Genomic DNA, 25,019 nt, shown 5'->3' with positions numbered 1-25,019 from the left:
GTCATGATCCGTAACCGCGTTCGTTTCGCCGCGCTCACCGCCGCATTCGCGCTGACCGCCGCCCTCGTGCCGGCGAGCCCGGCCGCCGCCGCGTCGTCCGATTCCTTCTACTCCTACGACGGCAGCACGCCGCTGTCGTCGTACGCGCCCGGGACGGTCCTCAAGACCCGGACGCTGAACTACCACGTCGTCGGGCTCGCGACGCCGGTGAAAGCCATCCAGCTGCTCTACCGCACCACCGACGCGCAGGGCCGGCCGGCCGCCAACGTCACCTCGGTCGTCCGCAGCATCACCGGCGACACCACGAAAGCCGTGTCGTACCAGTCGGCCTACGACTCGCTCGACCCCGCCGACGCGCCGTCGCGGGCGATCGCCGGGGACGTCACTCTCGGCGGCCTGCTGCCCAACGGCGAGTCGCTGCTGCTCCTCCCGTCGCTCCTGCTGGGCTACAACGTCGTCGTGCCCGACACCGAAGGGCAGACCGCGAACTTCGCCGCCGGGCCGGAGTACGGCACGAACACGCTCGACTCGATCCGCGCCGTGACGAGCTCGGCCGCCACCGGCATGAACGACGGCACGAAGTTCGGGCTCCTCGGGTACTCGGGTGGCGCCATCGCGACCGGCTGGGCGGCCGCGCTCGCGCCGAGCTACGCCCCCGACGTCAACCGGAAGCTCGTCGGCTTCACCGAAGGCGGTGTGCTCGTCGACCCCGCGCACAACCTCAAGTACGTCGGCGGGAGCCCGGTCTGGTCCGGCGTCATCCCGATGGCGCTGATCGGCGTCGCGCGCGGCTTCGGCATCGACCTGCGGCCGTACGCGAGCCCGTACGGCTTGAAGGTGCTCGACGACCTGGAGCACGCGTCGATCATCAACGCCCTCGGCCGGTACCCGGGGCTGACGTGGCAGAAGATCGCGAAGCCGGAGTACGCGAACCCGAACTCGGTGGCGCCGTTCGTCGACGCGGTCAACAAGGTCAACATCGGGTCCGCGCCGACGCCGTCGGTCCCCGGCTTCATCGCCCAGGGCAACGCCGGGTTCCTCGAAGGGACCACGAGCAACCTCCCGGGCATCGGCACCGGCGACGGCGTGATGGTGGCCGGCGACGTGCGGGCGCTCGCCCGGCAGTACTGCGCCACCGGCAACGGCTCGATCAAGTACACGCAGTACGACCTGCTCAGCCACGTCGGCGGTGCGGCGGCCTGGGCGCCGACGGCGATCGCGTGGCTGGTCGACCGCTTCGCGGGCAAGGCGGCGCCGTCGAGCTGCGGGCACATCCCGGCCGGGAACTCCCTGGCCCCGGAGGAGCCGGCCTGACGCTCACCGGCGGACCGGTCCTCGCGGCCGGTCCGCCGGGTACGGTGCCGCGGATGAGAACCCAGGACCGCCGGCTGCCCAAGGGGCCGCACAGCCTCAGCCGTGAGGAAGTGGCCGGGGCCCAGCGCGCCCGGCTGGTCGAGGCGGTGCTGGCCAACGTCGGGGCACGCGGGTACGCCGCCACGACGGTCGGCCACGTCACGGCGTCCGCGGGAGTGTCACGTACGTCGTTCTACGAGCAGTTCACCGGCAAGCAGGACGCCTTCCTCGCCGCCTACCGTGCGCTGACGGGGGAGTTCCTCGACCAAGGAGTCGCCGTCGCGGCCGAGGCGCCGACCCCGCTGGCCGCCGTGACCGCGTGCGGCGACTTCGTCGTCGGGTACGTGCGCCGCCGCCCGGTGGTCGCCCGCGCGGTGCTCCTGGAGATCTACGCCCTCGGCGACGCGGGCCTCGAAGCGCGTGAAGAAGTGCTGCGCGCGAGTGAAGCGGTGTTCGACCGGACGGCCGCCTGGCTGCGCACGACCGATCCGGACCTGCCGCTCCCGCCGCCGTTCACCGCGCGAACCGTCATCGCCGCGACGATCGAGCTGCTCACCCAGGCCATCTGGCTCGCCACCGACGAGGCCTACGACCGCGCTCGCGAAGCCATCCGCCACACCTGGCTGCTCGGTCTGTTCGGGCACGGCGACATCCCCGCCTGACGCGCCCGGCAAGGCTAGGATCGGCTGTGTTCTCGATCACCGCCATCCACCACTGGCTGGAGCGAGCATGACTGAAGCTTCTGGGGACTCGTACGACCTCGTGATCATCGGCGCGGGCCCGACCGGCCTCTTCGCCGGCTACTACGCCGGGTTCCGCGGGCTGTCGATGGCCATCGTCGACTCACTGCCCGAGCCCGGCGGCCAGGTGACCGCGATGTACCCCGAGAAGATGATCTACGACGTCGGCGGGTTCGCCGAGGTCCGCGGCCGCGATCTCGTCGACGGCCTGGTGAAGCAGGCCGCGCCGTTCGCGCCGAAGTACCTGCTGGGGCGCAAGGCGGAGAAGCTGCAGACGCTCGGAAACGGCGTTGAGCTCACCCTCGACGGCGGCGAAACGCTGCGCGCGGGCGCGGTCCTGATCACCGCGGGCATCGGCGAGTTCACCCCGCGTCCGCTGCCCGCCGGCGACGGCTGGCTCGGCCGCGGCATGGTCCACTTCGTCCCGTCGTTCGACGCACACGCGGACCAGCACGTCGTGATCGTCGGCGGCGGCGACTCGGCGTTCGACTGGGTGCTCGCGCTGCACCCGATCGCCGCGAGCGTGACGCTCGTGCACCGCCGCGCCAAGTTCCGCGCCGCCGAGTCGATCGTGCGGCAGGCGCGGGAGCTCGGCGTCCGGATCATCACCGACGCCGAGGTGACGCGGTTCGTCGAGGACGCGAGTGGCGCGCTCGAAGCCGTCGACGTCTCGGTGAAGGGCGCCGAAGACGAGCGGCTGCCGGCCCATTCCGTGGTCGCGGCGCTCGGGTTCACCGCCGACCTCGGGCCGATCGAGAGCTGGGGGCTGGAGATCGACCACCGCGCCATCGCCGTCGACTCGACGATGGCGACCGCGCGCGAACGCGTTTACGCCGCGGGCGACGTCGCCGCGTACCCGGGGAAGGTCAAGCTGATCGCGACCGGCTTCGGCGAGGCGGCGACGGCCGTCAACAACATCGCCGTCGCCCTCGACCCGGACGCGCACCTGTTCCCGGGCCACTCCAGCAACGCGGAGTAGGTCAGGCCTTCGTCTTCTCCGCGATCCACGGCTGGTACGCGACGACGGACGTGTAGATCGACGGCGCCGTCGCGCATTCCGGGCTGTTGTTGCCCGGCCGGCTCGTGACGCCGACGAGCAGCCAGTGGTCGCCGTCGCGCACGACCTCCGGGCCGCCGGAGTCGCCGAAGCAGGCGCCGGACTTGCCGCCCGGGTTGTCCGTGCACAGCTCGGCCGTGCCGTCGAACACCGACGTGCACTTCGCGCCTTCGACGATGTGCGTGTCGAGCTGCTGCAGCGTCGCCGGGACCTGGCCGCAGTTGACCTTCGGGCACGTCTGGCCCCAGCCGAGGATGCGGGTCGCCGTGCCGGGCGACGCGGCCGTCGCTGGCGCGACCGGCGCGGCCTTGACCGGCGTCGCCAGCCGCAGCAGCGCGATGTCACCCGCCGGGCTCTGCGTGTTGAACGCCGGGTTCACGATGATGTCGGCGAGCTGGGCGACTTCCCCGCCCTGCCCCGAATCGGCCGTCCCCGCCCGCACCGAAACCGCGGACGGCGCCTTGTCGAACGCGCAGTGCGCGGCCGTGACCACCCAGGTGGGCGCGATCAGCGCGCCCGCGCAGAACAGCTTCCCCGTCGACGAGTGCAGCGACACCGCGAACGGGTACGGCTCACTCGCGTTCGCGCCCCCGACGATGCCGGGCTCGGCCCCGGCGGTGCCGGTGACCAGGACGAACAGGCCGGCGGTCAGCAGGGCGAGCAGTCGCCGGGTCACGGATCTCCTCTACGGCAGCGGGGGCACGATGTCGTCGTCGGGCGTGTCCAGGTGGCCGTCGAAGTTAACCGAGGAGTACGCCCGCAGCTTGTTGAGCCGGTGGTAACCGTCGATCATTCTGACGGTCCCGGACTTGGACCGCATCACGATGGACTGCGTCGTCGCGCCGCCCTCGCGGTAGTGGACCCCGCGCAGCAGGTCGCCGTCGGTGACGCCGGTGGCGCAGAAGAAGACGTTGTCGCCGGTCACGAGGTCGTCGTTCAGCAGCACGCGGTCGAGGTCGTGCCCGGCGCCGATGGCCTTCTCGCGCTCGGCGTCGTCCTTCGGCCACAGGCGGCCCTGCAGCTCGCCGCCGAGGCACTTCATCGCGCAGGCCGCGATGATGCCTTCCGGCGTCCCGCCGATGCCGATCAGCATGTCGACGCCGGTGGTCGGGCGGGCCGCGGCGATCGCGCCCGCGACGTCGCCGTCTGAGATGAACCGGATCCGCGCGCCCGCGTCGCGGATCTCCTTGATGATCTGCTCGTGGCGCGGCCGGTCGAGCACGCACACCGTGACGTCGCCGACGCTGCTGTTCTTCGCCTTGGCCACCCGCCGGATGTTCTCCGCGATCGGCGCGCCGAGCTCCACCTTGCCCGCCGCCTCGGGCCCGACGGCCAGCTTCTCCATGTAGAACACCGCGGACGGGTCGAACATCGCGCCGCGCTCGGCGACCGCGAGCACCGCGAGGGCGTTGGGCATGCCCTTGGCCATCAGCGTGGTGCCGTCGACCGGGTCGACCGCGACGTCGCAGTCCGGGCCGTCGCCGTTGCCGACCTCTTCGCCGTTGAACAGCATGGGCGCTTCGTCCTTCTCGCCCTCGCCGATCACCACGACCCCGCGCATCGACACCGTCGACACCAGCTGGCGCATCGCGTCGACGGCCGCGCCGTCCCCGCCGATCTTGTCGCCGCGGCCGACCCAGCGGCCGGCGGCCATCGCGGCGGCCTCGGTCACCCGGACCAGCTCCATCGCGAGGTTGCGGTCGGGCGCTTCACGGCGTTGTGGGGCGCTGGGGGTCGTCATGCGGGCCTCCCGGGGAAGCGAGTTCGGCGGACGCCCAGTCTCTCAGATACCGCGGGTCGGTCCAGTCGCCCGAAGCATGGCAAACGTCACTGGCCGTTGCCGGTTTCGTCCTCGACGGACGCCAGAGCGGCCTCGACGCGTTCGCGGGCGCCTTCGAGGTGGCGCTCACACACCTTCGCGAGCTTCTCGCCCTTCTCCCACAGCGCGAGCGACTGCTCGAGGGACAGGCCACCGGCTTCGAGTTCGCGGACGACCTCGACGAGGCGGTCCCGGGCCTGCTCGTAGCCGAGTTCCTCGCTGGCTTCACTCACGCTGGGCGTTCTCCGACCTTCCGGCTTGGGCTGTGCGCGCACACTACCGCGCTGGCCATGGCGTGGTCGTACCCGACGAAGGCGAGCGCGAACTCCTGGCCGTCACCCTCCGCGATCGCCTCTTCGAGGTTCTCCTGCGCCCCCGCGACGCGCTTGCGGTGCCCGGCGCCCTCGGCGAACCACCAGCGTGAACCGACCTGCATCGACGTCGCTTCGGACAGCCGGCGCAGCTGCGGGCCCAGGTCACGGCGCGCGGCCGTCCCGCAGCCGGCGAGCAGCGCCGTCCAGCATTCGGCCGCGGCCCGGTCGGTGCGCACCGCCTGGTCCAGCAGCGGCCACGCGCCCAGGCGGCGAGCCGCGTCCACCGTCAGCGGGAGGAACGTCACCCCTGCTCTCCTTCCGCCACCGCGCCGATCGCGCCGTCACCCACCCGCACGCGCAGCTGGGCACCGGCCTCGACTTCGGAGACGGAGCGGAGTACCTGGAGGTTGCCTTCGGCGTCGACGAACTGCACAACCGCGTACCCGCGGGCCAGCGTCGCGGCCGGCCCGAGCGCGGTGAGCCGGGCCCGCGCGCTCGCGGTCTCGGCCTGGTCCTTGGCGAGCAGGGTCAGCATGGCGCGGCGCGCGCGTTCGCGGTGGACGTCGACGTCGTCCTGGCGGCGCTGGATCGGGCCCAGCGGGTCGGCCAGCGACGGGCGGCTGCGGATCTGGGTCAGCAGCCGCGTCTGGGTGTCGACCCAGCCGTGCAGCGCGCGGCGGCCGCGATCGCGCATCTGGCGGACCCGCTCGGTCTCCTCGCGCAGGTCCGGCACGATCCGCTTGCTCGCGTCGGTCGGCGTCGAACAGCGCAGGTCGGCGACGTGGTCGAGCAGCGGGGTGTCCGGCTCGTGCCCGATCGCGCTGACGACCGGCGTGCCGGCGGCCGAGACCGCGCGGCAGAGCGCCTCGTCGGAGAAGGGCAGCAGGTCCTCGACGCTGCCGCCGCCGCGGGCGATGACGATGACGTCGATCTCAGGATCGGCGTCCAGGATCTTCAGCGCGCGCATGACCTGCGGCACCGCCTGCGAGCCCTGGACGGCGGTGTTGAGCACCTTGAACCGGACGTGCGGCCACCGCGTCTGGGCGTTGACCAGCACGTCCCGCTCGGCGGCCGACGCGCGGCCGGTGATCAGCCCGACGCCCTTCGGCAGGAATGGGATCGGCCGCTTGCGCTGCGGCGAGAAGAGGCCTTCGGCGGCCAGCAGCTTCCGCAGCCGTTCGATCCGGGCCAGCAGCTCGCCGATGCCGACCGCGCGGATCTGGTCGGCGCGCAGGCTGATCGTGCCGCGGCCGAAGAAGAACGACGGCTTCGCGTGCACCACCACGCTGGCGCCTTCGCGCAGCGGCGGCTCCATCTCGCGGATCAGCCAGTTCGGGCAGGTGACCGACATCGAGACGTCGGCCGAGGGGTCGCGCAGCGTCAGGAACGCGGTCTGCGTGTTCGGCCGGGAGTTGACCTGCGTGACCTGGCCCTCGACCCAGACCGTGCCGAGCCGGTGGATCCAGTCGCCGATCTTGCGCGCGACGGTCCGGACCGGCCAGGGCTTCTCGGCGGTGCTCGCTTCGGTCTCGGTCACGGGCCTTCCGTGCCGTCGCCGTTTTCCTTCGCCTGCTCGGCCTTGCGGGCGTTGGCGATCCGGCGCGAGAGCATCCCGGTGAAGGACGAGCGGTCGGCGTTCGCGCGCTCGTAGTCGAGGATCGTCTCGAGCTGGGAGATCGAGAACTGGCGCAGCCGCGCCCGCAGCTGCGGGAGGGTGAGCTGGTCGTAGCCGGTCAGCCCGGCCGGGCCGTCGTACCCGCCGGCGCTGGTGCGCGGGGTCTCGTCCTTGGTCTTCTTGTCGACCGCGGGCGTGCCGGGCTTCGGCTTGTTCTCCTCCGCGGCGTCGTTCTCGCCGTCGGCGTGCTCCTCGGCGAGCGCGCGCTCTTCCTCGGCCCACGGGTCGCCGAGCTCCTCTTCGAGCTCGGCCGCTGACGGAACGTGACCGTTGATGTCCGTGATCTCGGACCGGGGCTCGGGCACGTCGGCGACCGGCGCCAGGTTCGGCCGGGCGGGGGAGACGTCGAGGTCCTCGTCGAAGGTCGCCCAGCTGGGCGTGTCCTCGACCGGGCGCAGGCTCGAGAGGGCGTTGTCACCCTTGATCGCCAGCTCGGTGACGTGCTGCTGCACCCGCATGGACGCCTGCAGGACCTGGCTGACCACGGTCACCGGGAGCCCGGCGAGCTGCCGGGGAAGCTCACGAACCCGCTCGGCGGTGCTGACGGCGAGGCCCGCGGCGACCCGGAGGGGGAGCGGGAATGGCTTCATGCGTATAGCCTGCCGCATCTACGCCATCCTGCCCAACCGAAAGGGTGGGTTCGGGTGCTGAGCGTGACCCCACGCACAGCTCTGAAGAGGGACGAAGCTCACCCGAAAGGGACTTCGAGTTCGTCTCGGGACTGCCCGTACCCTGGGTGCCATGAGTTCAGCGAGTCCCGGAATCGAGCCCGCGGGTACCCCGACGATCACCGGAACCGCCTCCGGCAAGCGGGTGCTGCTGGCCAAACCCCGTGGTTACTGCGCGGGTGTCGACCGCGCGGTGATCGCCGTCGAGAAGGCTCTCGAGGTCTACGGCGCCCCGGTGTACGTCCGCAAGGAGATCGTGCACAACAAGCACGTGGTCGAGACGCTGCGCGAGCGCGGCGCGATCTTCGTCGACGAGACGTCCGAGGTGCCCGAGGGCGCGCTCGTGGTGTTCTCCGCCCACGGCGTCTCGCCGATGGTGCACCAGGAGGCGGCGGACCGGAACCTGCGCACGATCGACGCGACCTGCCCCCTGGTGACGAAGGTGCACAAGGAGGTCAACCGCTTCGCGAAGGACGACTACGACATCCTCCTGATCGGCCACGAAGGCCACGAGGAGGTCGAGGGCACCGCCGGCGAGGCGCCGGACAAGGTCCAGCTGGTCGACAAGGCCGAGGACGTCGACAAGGTCGAGGTGCGCGACCCGTCGAAGGTGATCTGGCTGTCCCAGACGACGCTGTCGGTCGACGAGACGATGGAGCGCGTCGACCAGCTCCGCGAGCGCTTCCCGGGGCTGGCGGACCCGCCGAGCGACGACATCTGTTACGCGACGACCAACCGTCAGGTCGCGGTCAAGGCGATGGCCGCCGAGTGCGACCTGGTGCTGGTGGTCGGGTCGACGAACTCGTCCAACTCGAAGCGCCTGGTCGAGGTGGCGCTGAAGGCGGGCGCCCGGGCGTCGTACCTGGTCGACTTCGCGCACGAGGTCGACGAAGCCTGGCTTTCCGGCGTGACGACGGTGGGGGTCACCTCGGGTGCTTCGGTGCCGGACGAGCTGGTCATGGACCTGCTGGCCTGGCTGGCCGAGCGGGGCTACGGCGACGTCAACGAGGTCACGACGGCGAACGAGAAGATCACTTTCGCGCCGCCGAAGGAGCTGCGCAAGGTCTGAGCTTGGTGAACGGCGGCCACTTCCCGCTCTCGCTCTCGCGGGAGGTGGCCGCCGTTTCGGGTTCAGCGGTCTTCGTCGTCCCAAGGACGGTTCCGGCGCGGCGGCGCCCCCCGGCCCCCGGACGGCCGCCGCGGCGGCGTGTCCCGGCCGTCTTCCGCGGGCGGACGCGGACGTCGCCGCGGAGCATCACCGGCAGCGCGAGGCTGGCGGCGCGGATCACCTTCGTCCGGCCGCGGCGCCCTACGTCCCGCCGCGGGCGGCGGCTTGCGCGCCCCACGGTCACGTTCGGCGGGCGCGGCCCGCTGCGGACGACGTTCACCCTCGGCGGGCGGGCGCGGCCGGCGGGGCGGTTCGCCTTCCCGGCCACGCCGGCTCGGCGGCACCGGGGTCTGGCCGGTGCGGTTCGAGCCCGCCGGCCGCGGCCGGTTCGCGCGCGGCTTCTCGTCACCGTCGTCGTCGGCGGCGGCGCGCTTGGCCTTCTTCGGGGCGTCCGGGTCGCGCTCGCGGGCGATCCGGACGAACCCGATCAGCAGCGTGATGCCGGTGGTGATGGCCATGATCGGGAAGCCGTTGATCAGCGGGGTGCCGATGCTCAGCACCTTCGAGAGCGTGTCGTCGCCCTCGGACCCCGAGGTCAGCAGGATCACAACCGGCACGGTCACGGCCAGCACGAGCGGCGGCATGACCATCGGCCCGAACAGCCCCCGGCGGCGCACCGCGCAGACCGCGATCACGGCCCCGCCGACGTAGAGGACCGTGAAGATCACGGGGATGGTGGTCTGGGTCGGCTTCCCGACGAGGGCGCCGACAACGGCCAGCCCGAGGCCGACGAGAACCGCCGCCCACCACGGAAGCCCCCGCCTCGAACCGACGACAGGACGCTCGTCCCACGGCACGGGGACGTCGTCGGCATCTGGATCGCTCTGGCGATCGCGAATCGCGGTCACAGCACAACACCGTATCTCGTGGTTGTGAAGATCTTGCCAGCACCGCCGCCGACGTGGGTGTATCGCCACCCGGCGGCGTGATTCCGGTGGCGGGGCGGGGTGGTGCTGTGGTGGCGCCGGGGTGGTGCTGTCGTGGTGGTCCAGTCCTTTCGGATCGAGGTGCCGGGGCGGGGTTGTCGCAGGTGGGGGCGTTGGGGTGTGGTTTGGCGGGGTGGGTGCGCTCGGATGTCGAGGGGTCGAGCGCGAACCGCTGGGCGGCTGGCGCGGCGGTGTTCCCGCTCACGCACCGCTGCGGCGATGAGTGGTCGCTGGATGCGGAGCTTCGCTGCGACCTGCCGCTGGGCGGCCGCGAGCGCAGCCCCGCCGGGCTGTGCGGTGGTCGCTGTGGCCGCCGGCCGGTCGAGCCAGGGTCGCCGAGGGCCGGGGGCGTCGGCGGCAACCCGCTGCCTCGGCTGGCGCGAGTCGCTGCGCGACCGCACTTACTGCCGCCTCGCCAGGGCAAGCGAGTCCGTCCGTGACCTGCCGCTGGGGCACCGCGAGCGCAGCCTGCCGGGCTGTGCGGCGGTCGCCGGTCACCGCAGCCGCCAGGTGAGCCACACGTTGCCGAGTGGTGGGGGCGAGTGGCTAGCCGAACCTCGCCATCGCAGTTGGCGCGAGCGCAGGCCGGTGCGTGCGATTGCGCCCACGCACCGCCGAGCACCTAGTCACCCTGCGGGTGACGAGGCGAGCTGCGACGCAGCTCGCTGCGCGACCGCGCACATCGGCCTCGCCCGGTGCCGAGTCCCGCCGCGAGGGCTGGCCGGCCCGAACGAGGGCCGCCGAGCGCTGCGAGCGCAGGTTTGCTGCGCGGCCGCGCCGTCGCGCATATCGCTATCTCGCGGGGCACCATGTCTGGCCGCGAACGCAGGGCCGCTGCGCTGCCAGCATTGCCGCCGTGGCCACCGACCCGCGCACTGCCAGCACTGCCGCGGGCCATCCCGCCCTGGCCGCAGTCCGCTCGCCATCGCGGCCTCGCCCCGCCATGGCACTCCCCGCGGCATCCGATCGGTCGGTTCGCGTACCCAAGCGATCACCTCGCCGACCGACCTCCGGACACCCGAGCCATCCGTCCGAGACCCGGCCCGAGGACCCGCCGTCCAACCGCGACCCGGCGCGAAGAGCCAGCCGCCGCCAAACCTCAGCTAGCCGCCAGTTCGTCCCCCTTCCGCACCGGAGGAACCGGCGCCGGGCTCCCCGACGCCTCGCTGAGCGGAGCCACCGTCGCCCGGAAGGTCTCCAACGCCTCCAGCTCTCGCCTCCGGGCCGACAGGAACCGCTGGAGATGGGTGCTCGACAGGTTCAGCGCGTCCACCGCGCCGCCCGCTGCGCGGTGGGCCGCCGCTGCTCCTGTGCGGACCGCGTCGATGTCTGCTTCGAGTGTTCGGTCGCTGGCCGCGAACAGGGCCGCCGAGGCCAGGACTCCGAAGCCGGTCGGGCCGCACAGGAACACCCGGCGGTCGATGAGCCAGCGCAGCAGCTCCGGGTCGGTGTCCAGCGCCGCGACCACCGCCGCGTCGGACGGGACGAACATGATCGTGCCGTAGATCGCGTCCGCCCAGCGTTGGTAGCCCTTGCCCGCCAGCTCCGCCGCCCGAGACCGGATCTGCCGGACGTGCGTGCGCAGCGCGTCGAGCCGCTCCTCCGGGTTGTCCGTCTCCACCGCTTCGGACCACGTGGCCATGCTCGCCTTCGCGTCGACCGGCACCGTGCGGCCGCCGCCCACCCGCAGCACCATGTCCGGCTTCGCCGCGCCGCCGCCGGCCAGGTCGGTCTGCAACGTGAAATGGAGCTCCTCGCGCAACCCCAGCGCCCGCGCCGTCTCGACCAGCACCTGCTCGCCCAGCTCGCCGCGTCCGCTGATCGACGCGAACGCCACCTCGTACCGCCGCAACGCCAGCTGCTGCTGATCCGCCTTGGCCCGCTCCGCCGCCACCAGCCGGGCCGCCGCGTCCGCCCGGCGCATCCCGTCGTTGTACAGCCGCCACAACACCGCCACGGCGAACAACAGCAGGACCGCGAGCACGATCGCCGCCGTGGTCAGCACTGTCGCCACTGGTCTCTCCTCCCTCCGGGCCGCCTGGATCGGACCGCGGGGACATCATGGCGGACCGCACCGACAAAAATCGCACCCGTTCCGTCGCTCCGGGTAGCTGACCTGCAAACAAATCGGCCGCACGCAGGGCGTGTCCGATCCGCACGCTCGTGTTAGTACACACGTTCGAGTGAGCCGGCGGCGAGTCGGCGCGATTTCGTCGGAGCCGGGTCGTACCTTGGCCACCGTGAGATTCCTGCACACCTCCGACTGGCACGTCGGCCGCACGTTCCACGGCGCCGACCTGCTCGCGGAACAGGAAGCGGTGCTCGGGCACCTCGCCGACCTCGTGGCCGGCGAGGCGATCGACGCCGTCCTGGTGGCAGGCGACATCTACGACCGCGCGGTGCCCTCGGCCGAGGCGGTCCGGGTGGCCACCGCGGCCGTCGCCCGGATCCGCGCGGCCGGCGCGCAGCTGGTCGTCACCCCTGGGAACCACGACTCGGCGCCCCGCCTCGGCGCCTTCGCGGAGTTCGCCGCGGCGGGCGGGCTGCATCTGCGCACCACCGTCGGCGGGCTGGCCGAGCCGGTGCTGTTCGACGACGACCACGGGCCGGTCGCCGTCTACGGAATCCCTTACCTGGAGCCGGAACCGGCCCGCCACGCGCTGGGTGTGCCGGAGGCGCGCGGCCACACCGGCGTGCTCACCGAGGCCATGCGCCGGATCCGTGCGGACCTCGAAACCCGGCCGGGCACCCGGTCCGTCGTGCTCGCGCACGCGTTCGTCACCGGTGGCGAACCCACGGATTCGGAGCGCACGATCGCGGTCGGCGGGGTCGAGCAGGTGCCCGGCTCGGTCTTCGACGGCGTCGACTACGTCGCGCTCGGCCACCTCCACGGCCCGCAGACGCTCGCCGAGCACGTGCGGTACTCCGGCAGCCCGCTGGCATACTCGTTTTCCGAGGCGCGGCAACGGAAATCCGTCTGGCTGGTCGACCTGGACCACAGTGGACTCGCCGAGGTCCGCCGGCACGAGCTGCCCGTCCCGCGCCAGCTGGCCACCCTCCGCGGCGAGCTCGAAAGCCTGCTGGTCGCGCCGGAACACGACACGCTCCTCGACCACTTCCTCTCGGTCACGGTCACCGACCGGGTGCGCCCGGTCGACGCGATGCGGCGGCTGCGCGTGCGGTTCCCCCATGCCGTGCACCTGGAATGGGAACCCGAGGGCGGGTCCGCCGGCGCCCCGCTGCGGTACTCCGACGCCGTGCGCGGCCGGTCAGACATCGAGATCTCGCGCAGCTTCCTCGACGACTGCCGCGGCGCCCCGCCGACCGAGAGCGAAGAGAAGCTCCTTTTCCACGCCCTCGAAGCGGCCGACCGGGGGGCACTCGCGAAATGAGGCTGCACAGGCTGGAGGTCGAGGCCTTCGGGCCGTACTGCGCGCGCGAAGTCGTCGACTTCGACGTGCTCGGCGCCGACGGCCTCTTCCTCCTGCACGGCGAAACCGGCGCGGGCAAGACCACCTTGCTCGACGCGATCGCGTTCGCGCTGTTCGGCGTGGTCCCCGGCGCGCGCAACGAGGCGAAGCGGCTTCGCTGCGATCTGGCCGAGCGCGACCAGATCACCGAGGTCGCGCTGGAGCTCACCGTGCAGGGCCACCGCCTCAAGATCGTGCGCAACCCGGAGTACCAGCGGCCGAAACGACGCGGTGAGGGCACGACCACCCAGCAGGCGCGCGTCTCGCTGAGCTGGGTCGGCACCGCGCCCGCCGGCCTGCCGCCGGAGGGCCTGATCCGGATCGAGGAGGTCGCGCGCACCGTCGAGCGGCTGCTCGGGATGACCGCGGCCCAGTTCTTCCAGGTGGTGCTGCTGCCGCAGGGCGAGTTCGCCCGGTTCCTGCGGTCGGACACCGCCGAGCGCGAGAAGCTGCTGGAGCGGCTGTTCGGCACCGAGCGCTTCGCCGACGTCGAACGCTGGTTCGTCGACCTGCGTGCCGAGCGCGGGCGGTTGCTCTCGGAACGCCAGGGCGAAGTGCGGGAGCTGCTGGCGAGGTACGCGCAGGAGGCGCAGCAGGATCCGCCCGAAGAAGCCGTGGCCGAGTGGGTCGGCAGTGTGCTCGCGACGGCGGAAGAGCGCGTCGGACAGGTCACCGCGGAGGAGAACCGGGCCCGGTCGGCCGCGCAGCGCGCCGACGTCTACCTGCAGGAAGAACGCGCGGGCGCCGAGAAGATCCGGCGGGTCCGCACCGCGCACCTGCGGCTCGTCGAGATCACCGAGCAGGCGCCGCAACGCGCCGAGTGGGCGCAGGAGGTCGCGGCCGCGCGGCGGGCGGCCGGGGTGGCCGTCGAGGCCGAGCTGCTGGATCGCCGGGCCGCCGAACTGACCGAGGCCGAGCAGGCGGAGAAGGCGCGAGGGGCCGAGCTGCGCGAGTTCGGCACCCGGGCGACCGGCGATCTGAAGGCGCGGGCGGCCACCGCGCGCGAAGAAGCCGGCGCGGTGGCGGAGCTGGTCGCCGAGGCCGAGCAGCAGGAGCTCGACGTCATGCGGCGCGACGACCGGAAGCTGGCCGCCGTCACCGCCGGGCAGCAGGTCGAAGAACTCACGGCCGAGCTGGCCGCGATCCCCGGCCAGCTGGGCAAACTGCGGTCGGACGCCCTCGCGGCGGCCGAAGCGGAAGCGAAGCTCGACGGCGCCCGCGCCCGGGTCGACGAGCTGAGGACCTTCGCGCGTGACGCGGCCGAGCTGCCCGAGGCTCGCGCGAAAGTCGGGCGTGGCGAAGCGAAGCTGCGCGAAGTCGTCGACGCGCATCAGGCGGCCCGGCAGCACCGGCTCGACCTGCGTGAGCGGCGCCTCGACGGGATGGCCGCCGAGCTGGCCGCCGCCCTGCCGGCGGGCGGGCCCTGCCCGGTGTGCGGATCGGCTGAGCACCCGGCGCCCGCGAACCGGGACGTCGAGCTCGTCGACCCGGCCGAGGAACGGGCCGCCGAGGAAGCCGAGCAGGCCGCCGACGCGGTGCGGCAGCGGGTCGTCGTCGCGCTGGAAGAGGCCAAGGCGCGGCTGGCGGGCCTGCTGGAGCGGCTGGGCGAGCGGACGGCCGAGTCGATCACGGCCGAGCTGGCCGAAGCCCGTGCCACGGTCGGTTCTTTGACGCAGCAGGCAGCGGCGAAGGCGAAGCTCGGCGAGCAGGTCGTCCTTCTGGAACGCGACCTCGAGCTGCGGACCGAGCGGCGGCACCGCGCCGAGCAGGCGATGGCCGAGGCCACGGCCGACGTCCGGGCGCTGGACGAACGGCTCGCCGAGCGCGAACGCCGTCTGGTCGCCGGGCGGGGTGAGTTCGCGGACGTCGGCGCCCGGCGAACGCACCTGATCGGGCTCGCCGGCGCCTTGGAAGCGGTCGCCGAAGCCAGGACGGCGGTCGCGGGCGCCCGGGAACGCGTTGCCCAGCAACGCACGCTGGTCGAGGCGGCAGTCAAGGCGAAGGGGTTCACGTCGCTGAAGAAGGCGCGGGCCGCGATGCTGCCGGACGAACAGATCGAGAAGCTGGAGCAGGGCATCGCCGAGGCCGAAGCGGCCGCGGCGGGAGCGCGGGCGCTGCTGTCCGAACCGGACCTCTTCGGGATCTCGCCGGACGACGTCGCGGACGTCGGCCGCGCGGCCGACTCGGCGCAGCTGGCGCGGGCCCGCGCCGACTCGGCGTACGCCGCGCTGCGGGTCGCCACCGCGCAGCACAAGGAGCTGAACCGGCTGGCCGGCCTGCTTCGCAAGGCGCTGGCCGGGCTCGCCCCGGCCGAAGCGGAGTACGCCGAGCTGCGCGCGCTGGCCGACGTGGTCAACGGGCGCGGGCAGAACAGCCGGAAGATGTCGCTACGGTCGTACGTGCTGGCCGCGCGCCTGGAGGAGGTCGCCGTCGCCGCCACCCACCGGCTGCGGACGATGAGCCAGGGGCGCTACTCGTTTGTGCACTCGGACGCGGCCGGCGCGCGCGGCACCCGCGGCGGCCTGGGCATCGACGTGCTGGACGATTACTCCGGCACGATCCGGCCGGCGAAGACGCTGTCCGGCGGCGAGTCGTTCCTCGCGTCGCTGGCCCTGGCGCTCGGACTGGCAGACGTCGTCGCCGGGGAGACCGGCGGCGCGCTGCTGGACACGCTGTTCGTCGACGAGGGCTTCGGCACGCTGGACGCCGAAACCCTCGACGTCGTGATGAACATCCTCGACGAGCTCCGCGCGGGCGGCCGGGTCGTCGGCCTGGTGTCGCACGTCGAGGAGCTGCGGCAGCGCATCCCGACCCGGCTGCGCGTCCGGAAGTCCCGCACGGGCTCGACCGTGGAGGTGCGTGCCGGCTGAAGACTCGGACAAGATGAAGGCATGACGGACCAGCCGCCGAACGGCCTGCCCCGCTATCGCCTGCTCACCGGACCGGACGACGCGAAGTTCTGCCACCGGGTCAGCGAGGCGCTGGAGCTCGGTTACCGCCTGCACGGCTCACCGGCCGCGACCTTCGACGGTGACCAAGTGATCGTGGCCCAAGCCCTGCTGTGGCAGGGCGAGCAAGGCTGACGCCGGGTCAGGCCGCGCGCCGGAGGTACATCCCGGCGTAGGAGCACCACGGCGTCCACGCCCGGGCTCGTTCGGACAGCGAATCCGGTGTGATGCCGAGGGTTTCGGCGCCCCTCCGGACGGCGGTGTCACCGGTCAGCAGGACGTCCGGTGCGCCAAGGACGCGCATGAGCACGTAGTCCGCGGTCGACGCCGTGATGCCAGGGCACGCCAGGAGGTCGGTGCGCAGCTCGGCCGCATCCCGGCCGACGTGGACGTCCAGCGTGCCCTCGGCCAGCGCGGCAGCGACACCGGTGACGGCCTCGCCCAGCTCCGCCGTCGCGATCTGGGCCGCCGTCGGGAACAGGCGCGTCACGCCCCACTCGCCCGGCACCTCGTTGCCGAGCGCCGCGGGAACGCGGTCACCGAGCAGGGCGCGGAGCACCAGCTCGTCACCGTCGACCGTGCCCGGGACCCGGATGCCCGGCACGGCTTCGACTATCGGCGCCAGCGCCGCGTCGGCGCCGAGGACACGGGTGACCGCCGCGGGGTCGGCGTCCAGGTCGAGCAGCCGGCGCACCCGGCTGACCGCGCTGCCGAGGTCGCGCAGGTCGGTGAGCAGCAGCTCGCAGCGCACGTGGTCCGGCTCCGGCGTCAACCGGACGACGCCGCTGCCGTGGGCGAGCCGCAGCGTGCGGGCGTACGACGTCACCGTGACTTCCTCGACGCCCGGTACCGCGTAGGCCGCGAAGAAGCGAAGCAACCCAGGCGCGTCGAAAGGCGGCCTGAACGGCAACCGCAGGCTGAGGCGCGTCCCACTGACGTCGCCGTGACGTCCCCGTCGAGAAGCCGCGAAGGCGCGAAGCTGCGACGGCGTTGTCGCGAACACCTCGCGGATCGTCTCGTTGAACTGCCGCACGCTGGAGAAGCCCGCCGCGAACGCGACGTCCGTCAGCGGCAGCCCGGACATCTCGATCAGCAGCCGCGCCGAATGCGCGCGATGCGCCCGGGCCAGCGCCAGCGGGCCCGCGCCCAGCTCGGCGGTGAGCACCCGGCCGAGCTGGCGTTCCGAATAACCGAGGCGCCGCGCGAGGCCCGGCACACCTTCGCGCTCGACGGTCCCGTCCGCGATCAGGCGCATCGCCCGCGCGGCGAGGTCGGCGCGCACGTCCCAGTCCGGCGAGCCGGGCACGGCGTCGGGCAGGCACCGGCGGCAGGCGCGGAAGCCGTTGGACTGCGCGGCCGCGGACGTCGGGAAGAACCGGACGTTCTGCTCCTTCGGCGTCGACGCCGGGCAGGACGGGCGGCAGTAGATGCCGGTGGTGCGGACGGCCATGATGAACTGGCCGTCGAAGCGTGAGTCGCGGGCGGTGACCACGCGGTAGCAGCGCTCGGCGTCGCGCCAGAGTGCGAGCGTTTCGGTGACCATGGATCCGAGCATGCCAGCAGGTCAGCGCCATCGCTGGCGGAAATCCGACGCGGCGCTGGGCGCGTGGGGCCCGGCCGGGCGAGCCACGTAGACTGCGAGATCGTGAGTCTGACCCTCGGTATCGTCGGCCTGCCCAACGTCGGCAAGTCCACCCTGTTCAACGCGCTGACCCGCAACGACGTTCTCGCCGCGAACTACCCGTTCGCGACGATCGAGCCGAACGTCGGCGTGGTGCCGCTGCCGGACCCCCGGCTGGACAAGCTGGCGGAGCTGCACAAGTCGGAGAAGATCGTGCCGGCGGTGGTGTCCTTCGTGGACATCGCGGGCATCGTGAAGGGCGCGTCCGAGGGCGCCGGGCTGGGCAACAAGTTCCTCGCGAACATCCGTGAGGCCAACGCGATCTGCCAGGTCATCCGCGTGTTCGACGACCCGGACGTGATCCACGTCGACGGCCGCATCGACCCGTCGAGCGACATCGAGACGATCAACACCGAGCTGATCCTCGCCGACCTGCAGACGCTGGACAAGGCGCTGCCGCGGCTGGAGAAGGAAGCGCGGACGAAGAAGGAGAACAAGCCCGCGCTGGACAACGCGCAGAAGGCGAAGGAGATCCTCGACGCCGGACGCACGCTGTTCCAGGCGCAGAAGGAAGTCGACTTCGACGCGCTGCGCGAGCTGAGCCTGCTGACGACGAAGCCGTTCCTCTACGTCTTCAACGCCGACGAGTCGATCCTCACCGACGAGGCCCGCCGCGAGGAGCTGGCGAAGCTCGTCGCGCCCGCGGACGCGGTGTTCCTAGACGCGAAGGTCGAGGCGGAGCTGCTGGAGCTGGACGACGAGGAGTCGGTCCGCGAGCTGCTCGAGTCGGTCGGCCAGCCGGAGCCGGGCCTGTACTCGCTGGCCCGCGCGGGCTTCCACACGCTGGGGCTGCAGACGTACCTGACGGCGGGCCCCAAGGAGTCCCGCGCCTGGACGATCCCCCAGGGCGCAACGGCCCCCCAGGCGGCGGGCGTGATCCACACGGACTTCGAGCGCGGCTTCATCAAGGCGGAGATCGTCTCGTACGACGACCTGATGGCGGCAGGCTCGATGGCGGCGGCCCGGGCGGCGGGCAAGGTCCGCATGGAGGGCAAGGACTACGTCATGGCTGATGGCGACGTGGTGGAGTTCCGCTTCAACGTGTAGGCGCTGCGTGAGTCACCAGGTGCTGACGAGCGCCCTGGTCGCGGCGTCGGCATCCTGGCCCGAAATTCGGGCGACCATGGCGGTCTTCAACGCACGTGCAGCCTGCCCGAAGATCATTTCGGACGAGTTGACGAGGTCGAAGCCCGCGCGGTCGATCGTGAGTGTCCCCGCCGGAAGGCTTGGCCCTTCGTCGAGCGCGTCGGCCACTGCTCGGGCGAACTCACCGGGCAGCCCGACGGTGAACGGTTCCTTCCAGAGCTCGCTCGGGCAGGTCGGCTCCTCGTCGGCGTCGAACAGCCCGAAGGTCGCCACGGCGACGGCCAGCTGAGTCCGGTCGCCCTGGCCGGGCACGAACTGTCCACCGACAAGAGCGCGTGGAGCGAGACCGCCGAACCGTCGCAGGACTTCGACGTGCATCCGGATGGGGTTCGCCGGGACGCCGATCGCCGCCCGGGACGATCGCAGCCACTCCGCGGCCTGGTAGGCCGCGGGGTGATCGCCTTCGCCGATCGCGACGAGGCCGTGCCGTTCCACTTCGACGATCATCGTCACGCTCGATCACTGGTTGTTATTTTCATTGGACGCAGGATAAACTGCGCCCAATGAAAGCGTCGCCGAGCCTGCTGCCCCTGTTGCGTTCGCGCATGCAGGGTGAGCTGCTCGCGCTCGTCCTGCTGCACCCGGAGCGCGAGTACACCATCACCGAGCTCGCCGACGCCTGTGGTGTCACGCCCACCGCCGTCCTGCGGGAGGTCGAGCGGCTCGTCGAGGGCGGGATCCTGGACGCCCGGCGGGTCGGGCGGAGCCGGCTGGTCAAAGCCCGCACCGATACCCCCCTCTACCGGCCGTTGAGCGACCTCATCGCGGTCACCTTCGGGCCGATGCCGCTGCTCGCCGAGGCCCTTTCCGGGCTGGCCGGCGTGACCGAGGCCTTCATCTACGGCTCGTGGGCGGCGCGCTACCGCGGTGAACCCGGCCCGCCGCCCGGTGACGTCGACGTCCTTGTTGTCGGCTCGCCCGATCCGGACGAGCTCTTCGACCTGGCCGAAGGCGTGTCGCGGCAGCTGAACCGTGAGGTCAACGTGCACCGGATCTCGCCGGAGTCGTGGGCCGCGGAGACGGCGGATCCGTTTGTCACCAGCGTGCGTGAACGTCCGCTGGTCCCGGTGAACCTCGGCCAGGAGGCCTGATGCCCCAGTGGAACCAAGGACGTGAGCGGATCGACGCGTTCATCACCCGCGGTGCGATCGAGCACGTTCCGGCGTCGCGGGAGGCCGCCGAGGCCGAGCTCGTCCGCGCGCGCACGCACCTGGCTTCGGCGCTGCGGCTGAAGGAAACCGATCCGGAAGGCGCGTACACGCTGGCTTACGACGGCGCGCGGCGTGCGTTGGCGGCCGTCCTGCAGAACCAGGGCCTGCGTGTGACGAGCCGGGGTGGGCACGTCACCGTCTACGAGGCCGTTCTCGCTCAGCTCGACCCGCCGCTGGGGCACGTGCTGCGCCCCTTCAACCGGATGCGGGCCCGCCGCAACGAAGTCGCCTACCGATCCTCGGAGGCGCCTTCGCTGACGGCGGAGGACGTGGCGGCCGACGTCCCGAAAGTGGAGGCCCTCATCGAAGTGGCCGAGAAGGCGATCCCGAACATGCCGCGGTACTGACGGCGGCGGTTCAGCCGAGCAGGCCCATCAGGGCGATGGCGATCAGCACCACCGCGGGGGCGAGGGCGTTGATCCAGGCGCGCTGGGCGGCGGTGAGGGTGGCGGTGCTGTTCATGGCTCTTCCTAAGGCCGAATCCGATGCTTCCGCCCTGCTCAGCGCGCTGATCTTGCGGTTTGTTAGCGGCTGTGATCGAACTCACCGGCATCCGGGTGACGGCGGCCGCGGGCGGTGAACCAGAGCACACCGCCGGCCGCTGCCACCATCGTCGCGAATGCCGCCGTGCCGACCACGATCGCCTGCGTCATGTCTCGTCTCTCCTAGCAAAGTTGTTTACCGAGAGACGTCGAAACGGCCAAAAAGTGCACTGAGCGTAACCGAGGTCACAGAGAAGAAAGCACCGAGTCGATCTCGGCGGCCAGCGAGAAGTCCTTCTCCGTCAAGCCGCCCGCCGAGTGGGTCGAGAGGCGGAACGTCAGCGTGCGCCAGCGGATGTCGATGTCCGGGTGGTGGTCGGCCGCTTCGGCGAGCACCGCGACGCGGTCCACCACCTCGATCGCCTGCGGGAAGCTCGCCAGCTCCACCTCGCGGGAGATCACCGCGCCGGACCGGGTCCAGCCGGCGCCCAGTCGTCCGTCGGCTTCGGAGTCGCTCAAGATTTCCGTCATGTCTCCATGGTCGTACGTCCTGGACTACGCTGCACGGTTGCCACGGGAGTCCGGTCAGCCGGGCTGAGAGGCGGGTCACCCCGCGACCGTTCGCACCTGACCGGATCATGCCGGCGAAGGGAGGGCTCTTCCTCCTCGTCCGGTGAAAGTGCAGGAGGGTAGATGAAACGCAGGGCTGTTCGCGCCGCGACGGCCGTCGCCGCCGTCAGTGCCGTCGCCGCGGCGTGCTCGCTGTCGGACGGTGACGGTGGCACGCAGCAGACGCCCACCGTCACCCTCGTGACGCACGACTCCTTCCTGGCCCCGCAGGAGGTGCTCGACGCCTTCCAGAAGCAGTCGGGCATCAAGATCTCCGTGCTCAAGCAGGGCGACGCCGGATCGCTGACCAACAAGCTCGTGCTGACCAAGGCCAACCCGGTCGGCGACGTCGCGTACGGCGTCGACTCGACCTTCGCCTCGCGCGCGCTCACCGAAGGCGTCTTCGAGCCCTACACCAGCCCGGAGGCCGACCGCGGGCCGCAGCGCTACGCCGTCGACCCCGAGCACCGGCTCTCCGCGGTCGACGTCGGCGACGTCTGCGTCAACGTCGACACGAACTACTTCACGAGCAAGGGCCTCGCGGCCCCGGAGACCTACGACGACCTCGCCGACCCGAAGTACAAGGACCTGCTGGTCGCCGAGGACCCGGCGACCGCTTCGCCCGGGCTGGCGTTCCTCCTCGGCACGGTCGCCAAGTACGGCGAGGCGGGCTGGAAGGACTACTGGACCAAGCTGAAGGCCAACGGCCTCAAGGTCGTCAGCGGCTGGGAAGAGGCCTACACCAAGGACTTCTCCGGCTCGTCCGGCAAGGGACCGCGCCCGATCGTCGTTTCGTACGCCTCCTCGCCGGCCGCCGAGGTGGGTGACGACGGGAAGCCACGCACCAAGGCGCTGCTCGACACCTGTTACCGCCAGGTCGAGTACGCGGGGGTGCTGGCGAACGGCAAGCAGACCGAGAGCGCGCGCAAGGTCGTCGACTTCCTGCTGTCGCAGCAGTTCCAGGCGACGGTGGCCGCGAACATGTACGTCTACCCCGCGCGCCAGGGGGTCGACCTGCCCGCGGGCTGGGCGCAGGTCGCGCCGCTGCCGCAGAAGCCGCAGACGCTGCCCGCGGACCAGGTGCAGGCCGGACGCGAGAAGTGGATCGGCGAATGGCGCACGCTCGTGCAGTCCTAGCCCCACCACGGACGGCCCGAGGCCTCGGCCTGGCGCTGCTCGGCCTGGCCCCGATCGGCTTCCTGGTCGTGTTCTTCGCCTGGCCGGTGCTGGCGATCGTCGGCCGCGGGTTCGCCGCGGGCGGGCTCGACGCGGTCCTGGGCGACCCGCGGACCTGGCAGCTGGCCGGGTTCACGGTGGCGAGCGCGGCCGCGTCGACAGTGGTCGCCGTGCTGGCCGGGCTGCCCGTGGCGTTCGTGCTGGCCCGGGTGAAGCTGCCCGGCGTCGGCCTCGCGCGGACGCTGGTGCTGGTGCCGTTCGTGCTGCCGACCGTCGTGGTCGGGCTGGCGTTCCGGGCGCTCTGGCCGGACGGCGGCGTGCTGCCGATCGTGCTGGCCAACGCCTTCTTCAACGTCGCCGTCGTCGCGCGGACCGTCGCCGGGCTGTGGGCACGGCTGGATTCGCGGACGACCGACGCCGCCCGTGCGCTGGGTGCGTCACCGTGGCGGGCGTTCCGCTCGGTGACGCTGCCGGCGCTGGCGCCCGCGATCGCGTCCGCCGCGGCCGTGGTGTTCCTGTTCTGCGCCACCAGTTTCGGGGTGGTGCTGATCCTCGGCGGCGCGAAGTACCGGACTCTGGAGACCGAGATCTACCTGCGGACGGTCGACCTCCTGGACCTCTCGGGCGCGGCGGCGCTTTCGCTGATCCAGTTCGCCGCCGTGGTCGCCGCTCTCGTTCTCGGCGGCCTGGCGCGACGTCGGAAGGAAGGCGCCCGGACCGGGGCCGGCCAGGCGCGGCGCCCGCGCGGCGGTGAGTGGTGGGCTGTCGGCGTCGCTGGAGTCGTCCTGGCTCTGGTGCTGACGCCGATCGTCGCGCTGCTCGCCGAGTCGGTGTCCAGCTCGGACGGCTGGAGCTTCGCCGGTTATCGAGCGTTAACCAGCACTGGCGAGAAGGGCGCGCTGCAGGTCTCCGGCTGGGACGCCGCGGTGAACTCGCTGAAGGTGGCCGTCGACGCGACGCTGCTCGCGATGGTCGTCGGGGTGCTCGCGTCCGTGGTGCTGGTGGCGCTGCGGCGGTCGCCGACCCGGGCCGCGCGCGGGCTCGGCGAAACCATGGACGCCGTGCTGATGCTGCCGCTCGGGGTGTCCGCGGTGACCGTCGGGTTCGGGTACCTGGTGACGCTCGACGCGCTGCCCGGCGACCTCCGGACGTCGCCCTACCTGGTGCCGCTGGCCCAGGCGCTCGTGATCATCCCGCTGGTCGTGCGGATGGTGCTGCCGGTGCTGCGCTCGGTCGATGTCCGATTGCGGCAGGCCGCCTCGACGCTCGGGGCGAGCCCGCTGCGGGTGTGGCGGGAGATCGACCTGCCGCTGACGCTGCGGCCGCTGGTCGCCGCCGCGGGGTTCGGGTTCGTCGTCGCGCTCGGCGAGTTCGGGGCGACGAGCTTCCTCGCGCGGCCGACGGCGCCGACGCTGCCGGTCGCCGTCGCGTCGCTGATGGCGCGTCCGGGGGAGCTGAACAACCAGATGGCGTACGCCGCGTGCGCGCTGCTGATGCTCGTGACGGTGCTGGCGGTCGCGCTGATCGACCGGCTCGGGGCCGCGCGCGGCCGGGTGGGAGAGTTCTGATGGCGCTGTCGGTGCGGGACCTGACGGTCCACTACGGATCGTTCACGGCGGTGCGCGACGTCCGGCTGGACATCGCCGACGGCGAAGTGCTGGCGCTGCTCGGCCCGTCGGGCTCGGGCAAGTCGACGCTCCTGCGCGCGATCACCGGGCTCGAGCCGTCGGCGCGCGGCACGGTGAGCTGGGACGGCGACGACCTCGGCGCGGTGCCGGTCCACCGCCGCGGCTTCGGGCTGGTCTTCCAGGACGGCCAGCTGTTCGGCCACCGCGACGTCGCCGCGAACATCGCGTTCGGCCTGCGGATGCACGGCGTTCCCCGCTCCCAGTGGGCTTCGCGGGTGGCCGAGCTGCTGGCGCTGGTGGGGCTCTCGGGCTTCGAACGCCGGCGCGTCACGGAGCTGTCCGGTGGGCAGGCGCAGCGGGTCGCGCTGGCCCGGGCGCTGGCGCCGAAGCCGCGGCTGCTGCTGCTCGACGAGCCACTGTCCGGTTTGGACGCCGGGTTGCGCGAGCAGCTGGCGATCGACCTCGCGGACCTGTTGCGGCGCAGCAAGATCACGGCGTTGCTGGTGACGCACGATCAGGAAGAGGCGTTCACACTGGCCGACCGGGTTGCGGTGCTCGACGCGGGTGAGGTCCCCCAGGAGGGCGCGGTCCGGCGCGTGTGGCGCAACCCGGCGGACGACGACGTGGCGCGGTTCCTCGGCGTGACGACCTTCGTGGCCGGCGTCGCGGCGGGCGGAGTGGTGCACACGGAGCTGGGTGACGTCGCGCTCCCGGACGTCGACGACGGCCCGGTCCGGCTCGGCCTGCGGCCGCATGCTTTGCGGGTGGCCGCGGAAGGCGTGCCGGGCGAAGTCGTGGCGGCGGTGCACCGGCGGGAGCACGTCCGGCTCGTCGTGAAGCTCGCGGAGTCCACAGTGGACGCGGTCGCGCCGGCGGCGTCGGACCTGCGGGCCGGGGACGCGGTGACGCTGGAGTTCGACCCGGACGGCGTCGCGCTGGTCGGCTGAC

General features: G+C 72.2%; 25 protein-coding genes and 1 riboswitch. Of the genes, 13 read left to right on the top strand and 12 right to left on the bottom strand.

The genetic code is table 11. From position 1 onward, the window contains the following. The first annotated feature begins 3 nt into the window (after window positions 1-3). The 3 genes from ACZ63J_RS44800 to ACZ63J_RS44790 all read left to right on the top strand — a co-directional run bounded on the left by ACZ63J_RS44800 (window position 4) and on the right by ACZ63J_RS44790 (window position 3,072). Window positions 4-1,314: a lipase family protein gene (locus tag ACZ63J_RS44800; RefSeq protein WP_465402458.1), complete on the top strand. Its 1,311-nt coding sequence runs from the start codon at window positions 4-6 to the stop codon at window positions 1,312-1,314. Between the two features lie 53 nt (window positions 1,315-1,367). Beyond that, window positions 1,368-2,015 carry a TetR/AcrR family transcriptional regulator gene (locus tag ACZ63J_RS44795; protein ID WP_465314291.1) on the top strand — a complete coding sequence of 216 codons (648 nt, stop codon included), beginning with the start codon at window positions 1,368-1,370 and terminating at the stop codon, window positions 2,013-2,015. 67 nt (window positions 2,016-2,082) lie between these two features. Next, on the top strand, window positions 2,083-3,072 hold the full coding sequence (locus tag ACZ63J_RS44790) for an NAD(P)/FAD-dependent oxidoreductase (RefSeq protein ID WP_465402460.1): 990 nt from the start codon (window positions 2,083-2,085) through the stop codon (window positions 3,070-3,072). A gap of 1 nt (window position 3,073) precedes the next feature. Here ACZ63J_RS44790 and ACZ63J_RS44785 read toward each other — a convergent pair whose 3' ends face one another. From ACZ63J_RS44785 to ACZ63J_RS44760, 6 genes are all read right to left on the bottom strand, one after another. Next, window positions 3,074-3,826 (bottom strand): S1 family peptidase, encoded by a 753-nt coding sequence (locus ACZ63J_RS44785; RefSeq protein WP_465402462.1) that lies wholly within the window; start codon window positions 3,824-3,826, stop codon window positions 3,074-3,076. A 9-nt stretch (window positions 3,827-3,835) separates the two neighbouring features. After that, a complete protein-coding gene (gene glpX / locus ACZ63J_RS44780; RefSeq protein ID WP_465336149.1) occupies window positions 3,836-4,891 on the bottom strand; it encodes a class II fructose-bisphosphatase in 1,056 nt (351 codons plus the stop codon). Window positions 4,892-4,977: 86 nt separating this feature from the next. Then, window positions 4,978-5,202: an exodeoxyribonuclease VII small subunit gene (locus ACZ63J_RS44775; RefSeq protein WP_465336150.1), complete on the bottom strand. Its 225-nt coding sequence runs from the start codon at window positions 5,200-5,202 to the stop codon at window positions 4,978-4,980. Further along, a complete protein-coding gene (locus ACZ63J_RS44770) occupies window positions 5,199-5,588 on the bottom strand; it encodes a hypothetical protein (RefSeq protein WP_465314286.1) in 390 nt (129 codons plus the stop codon). Before ACZ63J_RS44770 ends, ACZ63J_RS44775 begins: the two co-directional genes overlap by 4 nt. Further along, window positions 5,585-6,820 carry an exodeoxyribonuclease VII large subunit gene (gene xseA / locus ACZ63J_RS44765; RefSeq protein WP_465314285.1) on the bottom strand — a complete coding sequence of 412 codons (1,236 nt, stop codon included), beginning with the start codon at window positions 6,818-6,820 and terminating at the stop codon, window positions 5,585-5,587. The genes ACZ63J_RS44770 and xseA overlap by 4 nt, the downstream gene beginning before the upstream one ends. Beyond that, window positions 6,817-7,548, bottom strand: a complete 732-nt coding sequence (locus tag ACZ63J_RS44760) for a lipid droplet-associated protein (protein WP_465402464.1) — start codon at window positions 7,546-7,548, stop codon at window positions 6,817-6,819. Before ACZ63J_RS44760 ends, xseA begins: the two co-directional genes overlap by 4 nt. A 151-nt stretch (window positions 7,549-7,699) precedes the next feature. On the opposite strand from ACZ63J_RS44760, the gene ACZ63J_RS44755 reads away from it, so the two are divergent. After that, window positions 7,700-8,695 (top strand): 4-hydroxy-3-methylbut-2-enyl diphosphate reductase, encoded by a 996-nt coding sequence (locus tag ACZ63J_RS44755; protein ID WP_257926457.1) that lies wholly within the window; start codon window positions 7,700-7,702, stop codon window positions 8,693-8,695. Window positions 8,696-8,757: 62 nt separating this feature from the next. Here ACZ63J_RS44755 and ACZ63J_RS44750 read toward each other — a convergent pair whose 3' ends face one another. Together ACZ63J_RS44750 and rmuC are read right to left on the bottom strand one after the other, a co-directional pair. After that, the gene (locus tag ACZ63J_RS44750) at window positions 8,758-9,642 is read right to left on the bottom strand and encodes a DUF6542 domain-containing protein (RefSeq protein ID WP_465402467.1); all 885 of its coding nucleotides are present in this window, start codon (window positions 9,640-9,642) and stop codon (window positions 8,758-8,760) included. Window positions 9,643-10,819: 1,177 nt separating this feature from the next. Then, the gene (gene rmuC / locus ACZ63J_RS44745) at window positions 10,820-11,734 is read right to left on the bottom strand and encodes a DNA recombination protein RmuC (protein ID WP_465314280.1); all 915 of its coding nucleotides are present in this window, start codon (window positions 11,732-11,734) and stop codon (window positions 10,820-10,822) included. A 226-nt stretch (window positions 11,735-11,960) separates the two neighbouring features. Here rmuC and ACZ63J_RS44740 point away from each other — a divergent pair, with 226 nt between their 5' ends. From ACZ63J_RS44740 to ACZ63J_RS44730, 3 genes are read left to right on the top strand one after another with little or no spacing between them, the layout of a single operon-like run. Next, window positions 11,961-13,112 carry an exonuclease SbcCD subunit D gene (locus tag ACZ63J_RS44740; protein ID WP_465402468.1) on the top strand — a complete coding sequence of 384 codons (1,152 nt, stop codon included), beginning with the start codon at window positions 11,961-11,963 and terminating at the stop codon, window positions 13,110-13,112. Next, on the top strand, window positions 13,109-16,060 hold the full coding sequence (locus tag ACZ63J_RS44735; protein WP_465402470.1) for an AAA family ATPase: 2,952 nt from the start codon (window positions 13,109-13,111) through the stop codon (window positions 16,058-16,060). Before ACZ63J_RS44740 ends, ACZ63J_RS44735 begins: the two co-directional genes overlap by 4 nt. Before the next feature lie 21 nt (window positions 16,061-16,081). Beyond that, window positions 16,082-16,273: a DUF1737 domain-containing protein gene (locus ACZ63J_RS44730; protein WP_125312655.1), complete on the top strand. Its 192-nt coding sequence runs from the start codon at window positions 16,082-16,084 to the stop codon at window positions 16,271-16,273. Window positions 16,274-16,280: 7 nt separating this feature from the next. Here the strand turns inward: ACZ63J_RS44730 and ACZ63J_RS44725 are convergent, their stop codons facing one another. Then, on the bottom strand, window positions 16,281-17,681 hold the full coding sequence (locus ACZ63J_RS44725) for an AlkA N-terminal domain-containing protein (protein ID WP_465402472.1): 1,401 nt from the start codon (window positions 17,679-17,681) through the stop codon (window positions 16,281-16,283). 102 nt (window positions 17,682-17,783) lie between these two features. On the opposite strand from ACZ63J_RS44725, the gene ychF reads away from it, so the two are divergent. After that, a complete protein-coding gene (gene ychF / locus ACZ63J_RS44720) occupies window positions 17,784-18,866 on the top strand; it encodes a redox-regulated ATPase YchF (protein WP_465336158.1) in 1,083 nt (360 codons plus the stop codon). A gap of 12 nt (window positions 18,867-18,878) precedes the next feature. Here ychF and ACZ63J_RS44715 read toward each other — a convergent pair whose 3' ends face one another. After that, window positions 18,879-19,412 (bottom strand): hypothetical protein, encoded by a 534-nt coding sequence (locus tag ACZ63J_RS44715; RefSeq protein ID WP_465402474.1) that lies wholly within the window; start codon window positions 19,410-19,412, stop codon window positions 18,879-18,881. Between the two features lie 56 nt (window positions 19,413-19,468). Between ACZ63J_RS44715 and ACZ63J_RS44710 the strand changes: the two genes are divergently transcribed. Together ACZ63J_RS44710 and ACZ63J_RS44705 are read left to right on the top strand one after the other, a co-directional pair. Beyond that, window positions 19,469-20,056 carry an ArsR family transcriptional regulator gene (locus ACZ63J_RS44710; RefSeq protein ID WP_465402476.1) on the top strand — a complete coding sequence of 196 codons (588 nt, stop codon included), beginning with the start codon at window positions 19,469-19,471 and terminating at the stop codon, window positions 20,054-20,056. Next, complete coding sequence (locus ACZ63J_RS44705) at window positions 20,056-20,523, top strand: hypothetical protein (RefSeq protein ID WP_465314272.1); 468 nt, start codon at window positions 20,056-20,058, stop codon at window positions 20,521-20,523. The genes ACZ63J_RS44710 and ACZ63J_RS44705 overlap by 1 nt, the downstream gene beginning before the upstream one ends. A gap of 177 nt (window positions 20,524-20,700) precedes the next feature. On the opposite strand, the gene ACZ63J_RS44700 is transcribed toward ACZ63J_RS44705, so the two are convergent. Then, entirely contained in the window at window positions 20,701-20,829 is a 129-nt protein-coding gene (locus tag ACZ63J_RS44700; RefSeq protein WP_364453334.1) for a hypothetical protein, read from the bottom strand. Between the two features lie 75 nt (window positions 20,830-20,904). Then, window positions 20,905-21,189, bottom strand: a complete 285-nt coding sequence (locus tag ACZ63J_RS44695; RefSeq protein ID WP_465336160.1) for a 4a-hydroxytetrahydrobiopterin dehydratase — start codon at window positions 21,187-21,189, stop codon at window positions 20,905-20,907. A gap of 32 nt (window positions 21,190-21,221) precedes the next feature. Then, a riboswitch (TPP riboswitch) is annotated at window positions 21,222-21,329 on the top strand. 22 nt (window positions 21,330-21,351) lie between these two features. Here ACZ63J_RS44695 and ACZ63J_RS44690 point away from each other — a divergent pair. From ACZ63J_RS44690 to ACZ63J_RS44680, 3 genes are read left to right on the top strand one after another with little or no spacing between them, the layout of a single operon-like run. Further along, window positions 21,352-22,404: a thiamine ABC transporter substrate-binding protein gene (locus ACZ63J_RS44690; protein ID WP_465402478.1), complete on the top strand. Its 1,053-nt coding sequence runs from the start codon at window positions 21,352-21,354 to the stop codon at window positions 22,402-22,404. After that, window positions 22,380-24,011, top strand: a complete 1,632-nt coding sequence (locus ACZ63J_RS44685; RefSeq protein ID WP_465402480.1) for an ABC transporter permease — start codon at window positions 22,380-22,382, stop codon at window positions 24,009-24,011. Before ACZ63J_RS44690 ends, ACZ63J_RS44685 begins: the two co-directional genes overlap by 25 nt. Then, a complete protein-coding gene (locus ACZ63J_RS44680; protein WP_465402482.1) occupies window positions 24,011-25,018 on the top strand; it encodes an ABC transporter ATP-binding protein in 1,008 nt (335 codons plus the stop codon). The genes ACZ63J_RS44685 and ACZ63J_RS44680 overlap by 1 nt, the downstream gene beginning before the upstream one ends. Window position 25,019: the final 1 nt, after the last annotated feature.

It is taken from the genome of Amycolatopsis sp. NPDC104863 (genome assembly GCF_055582965.1).
This window is presented reverse-complemented; position numbering and strand designations above follow the sequence as displayed.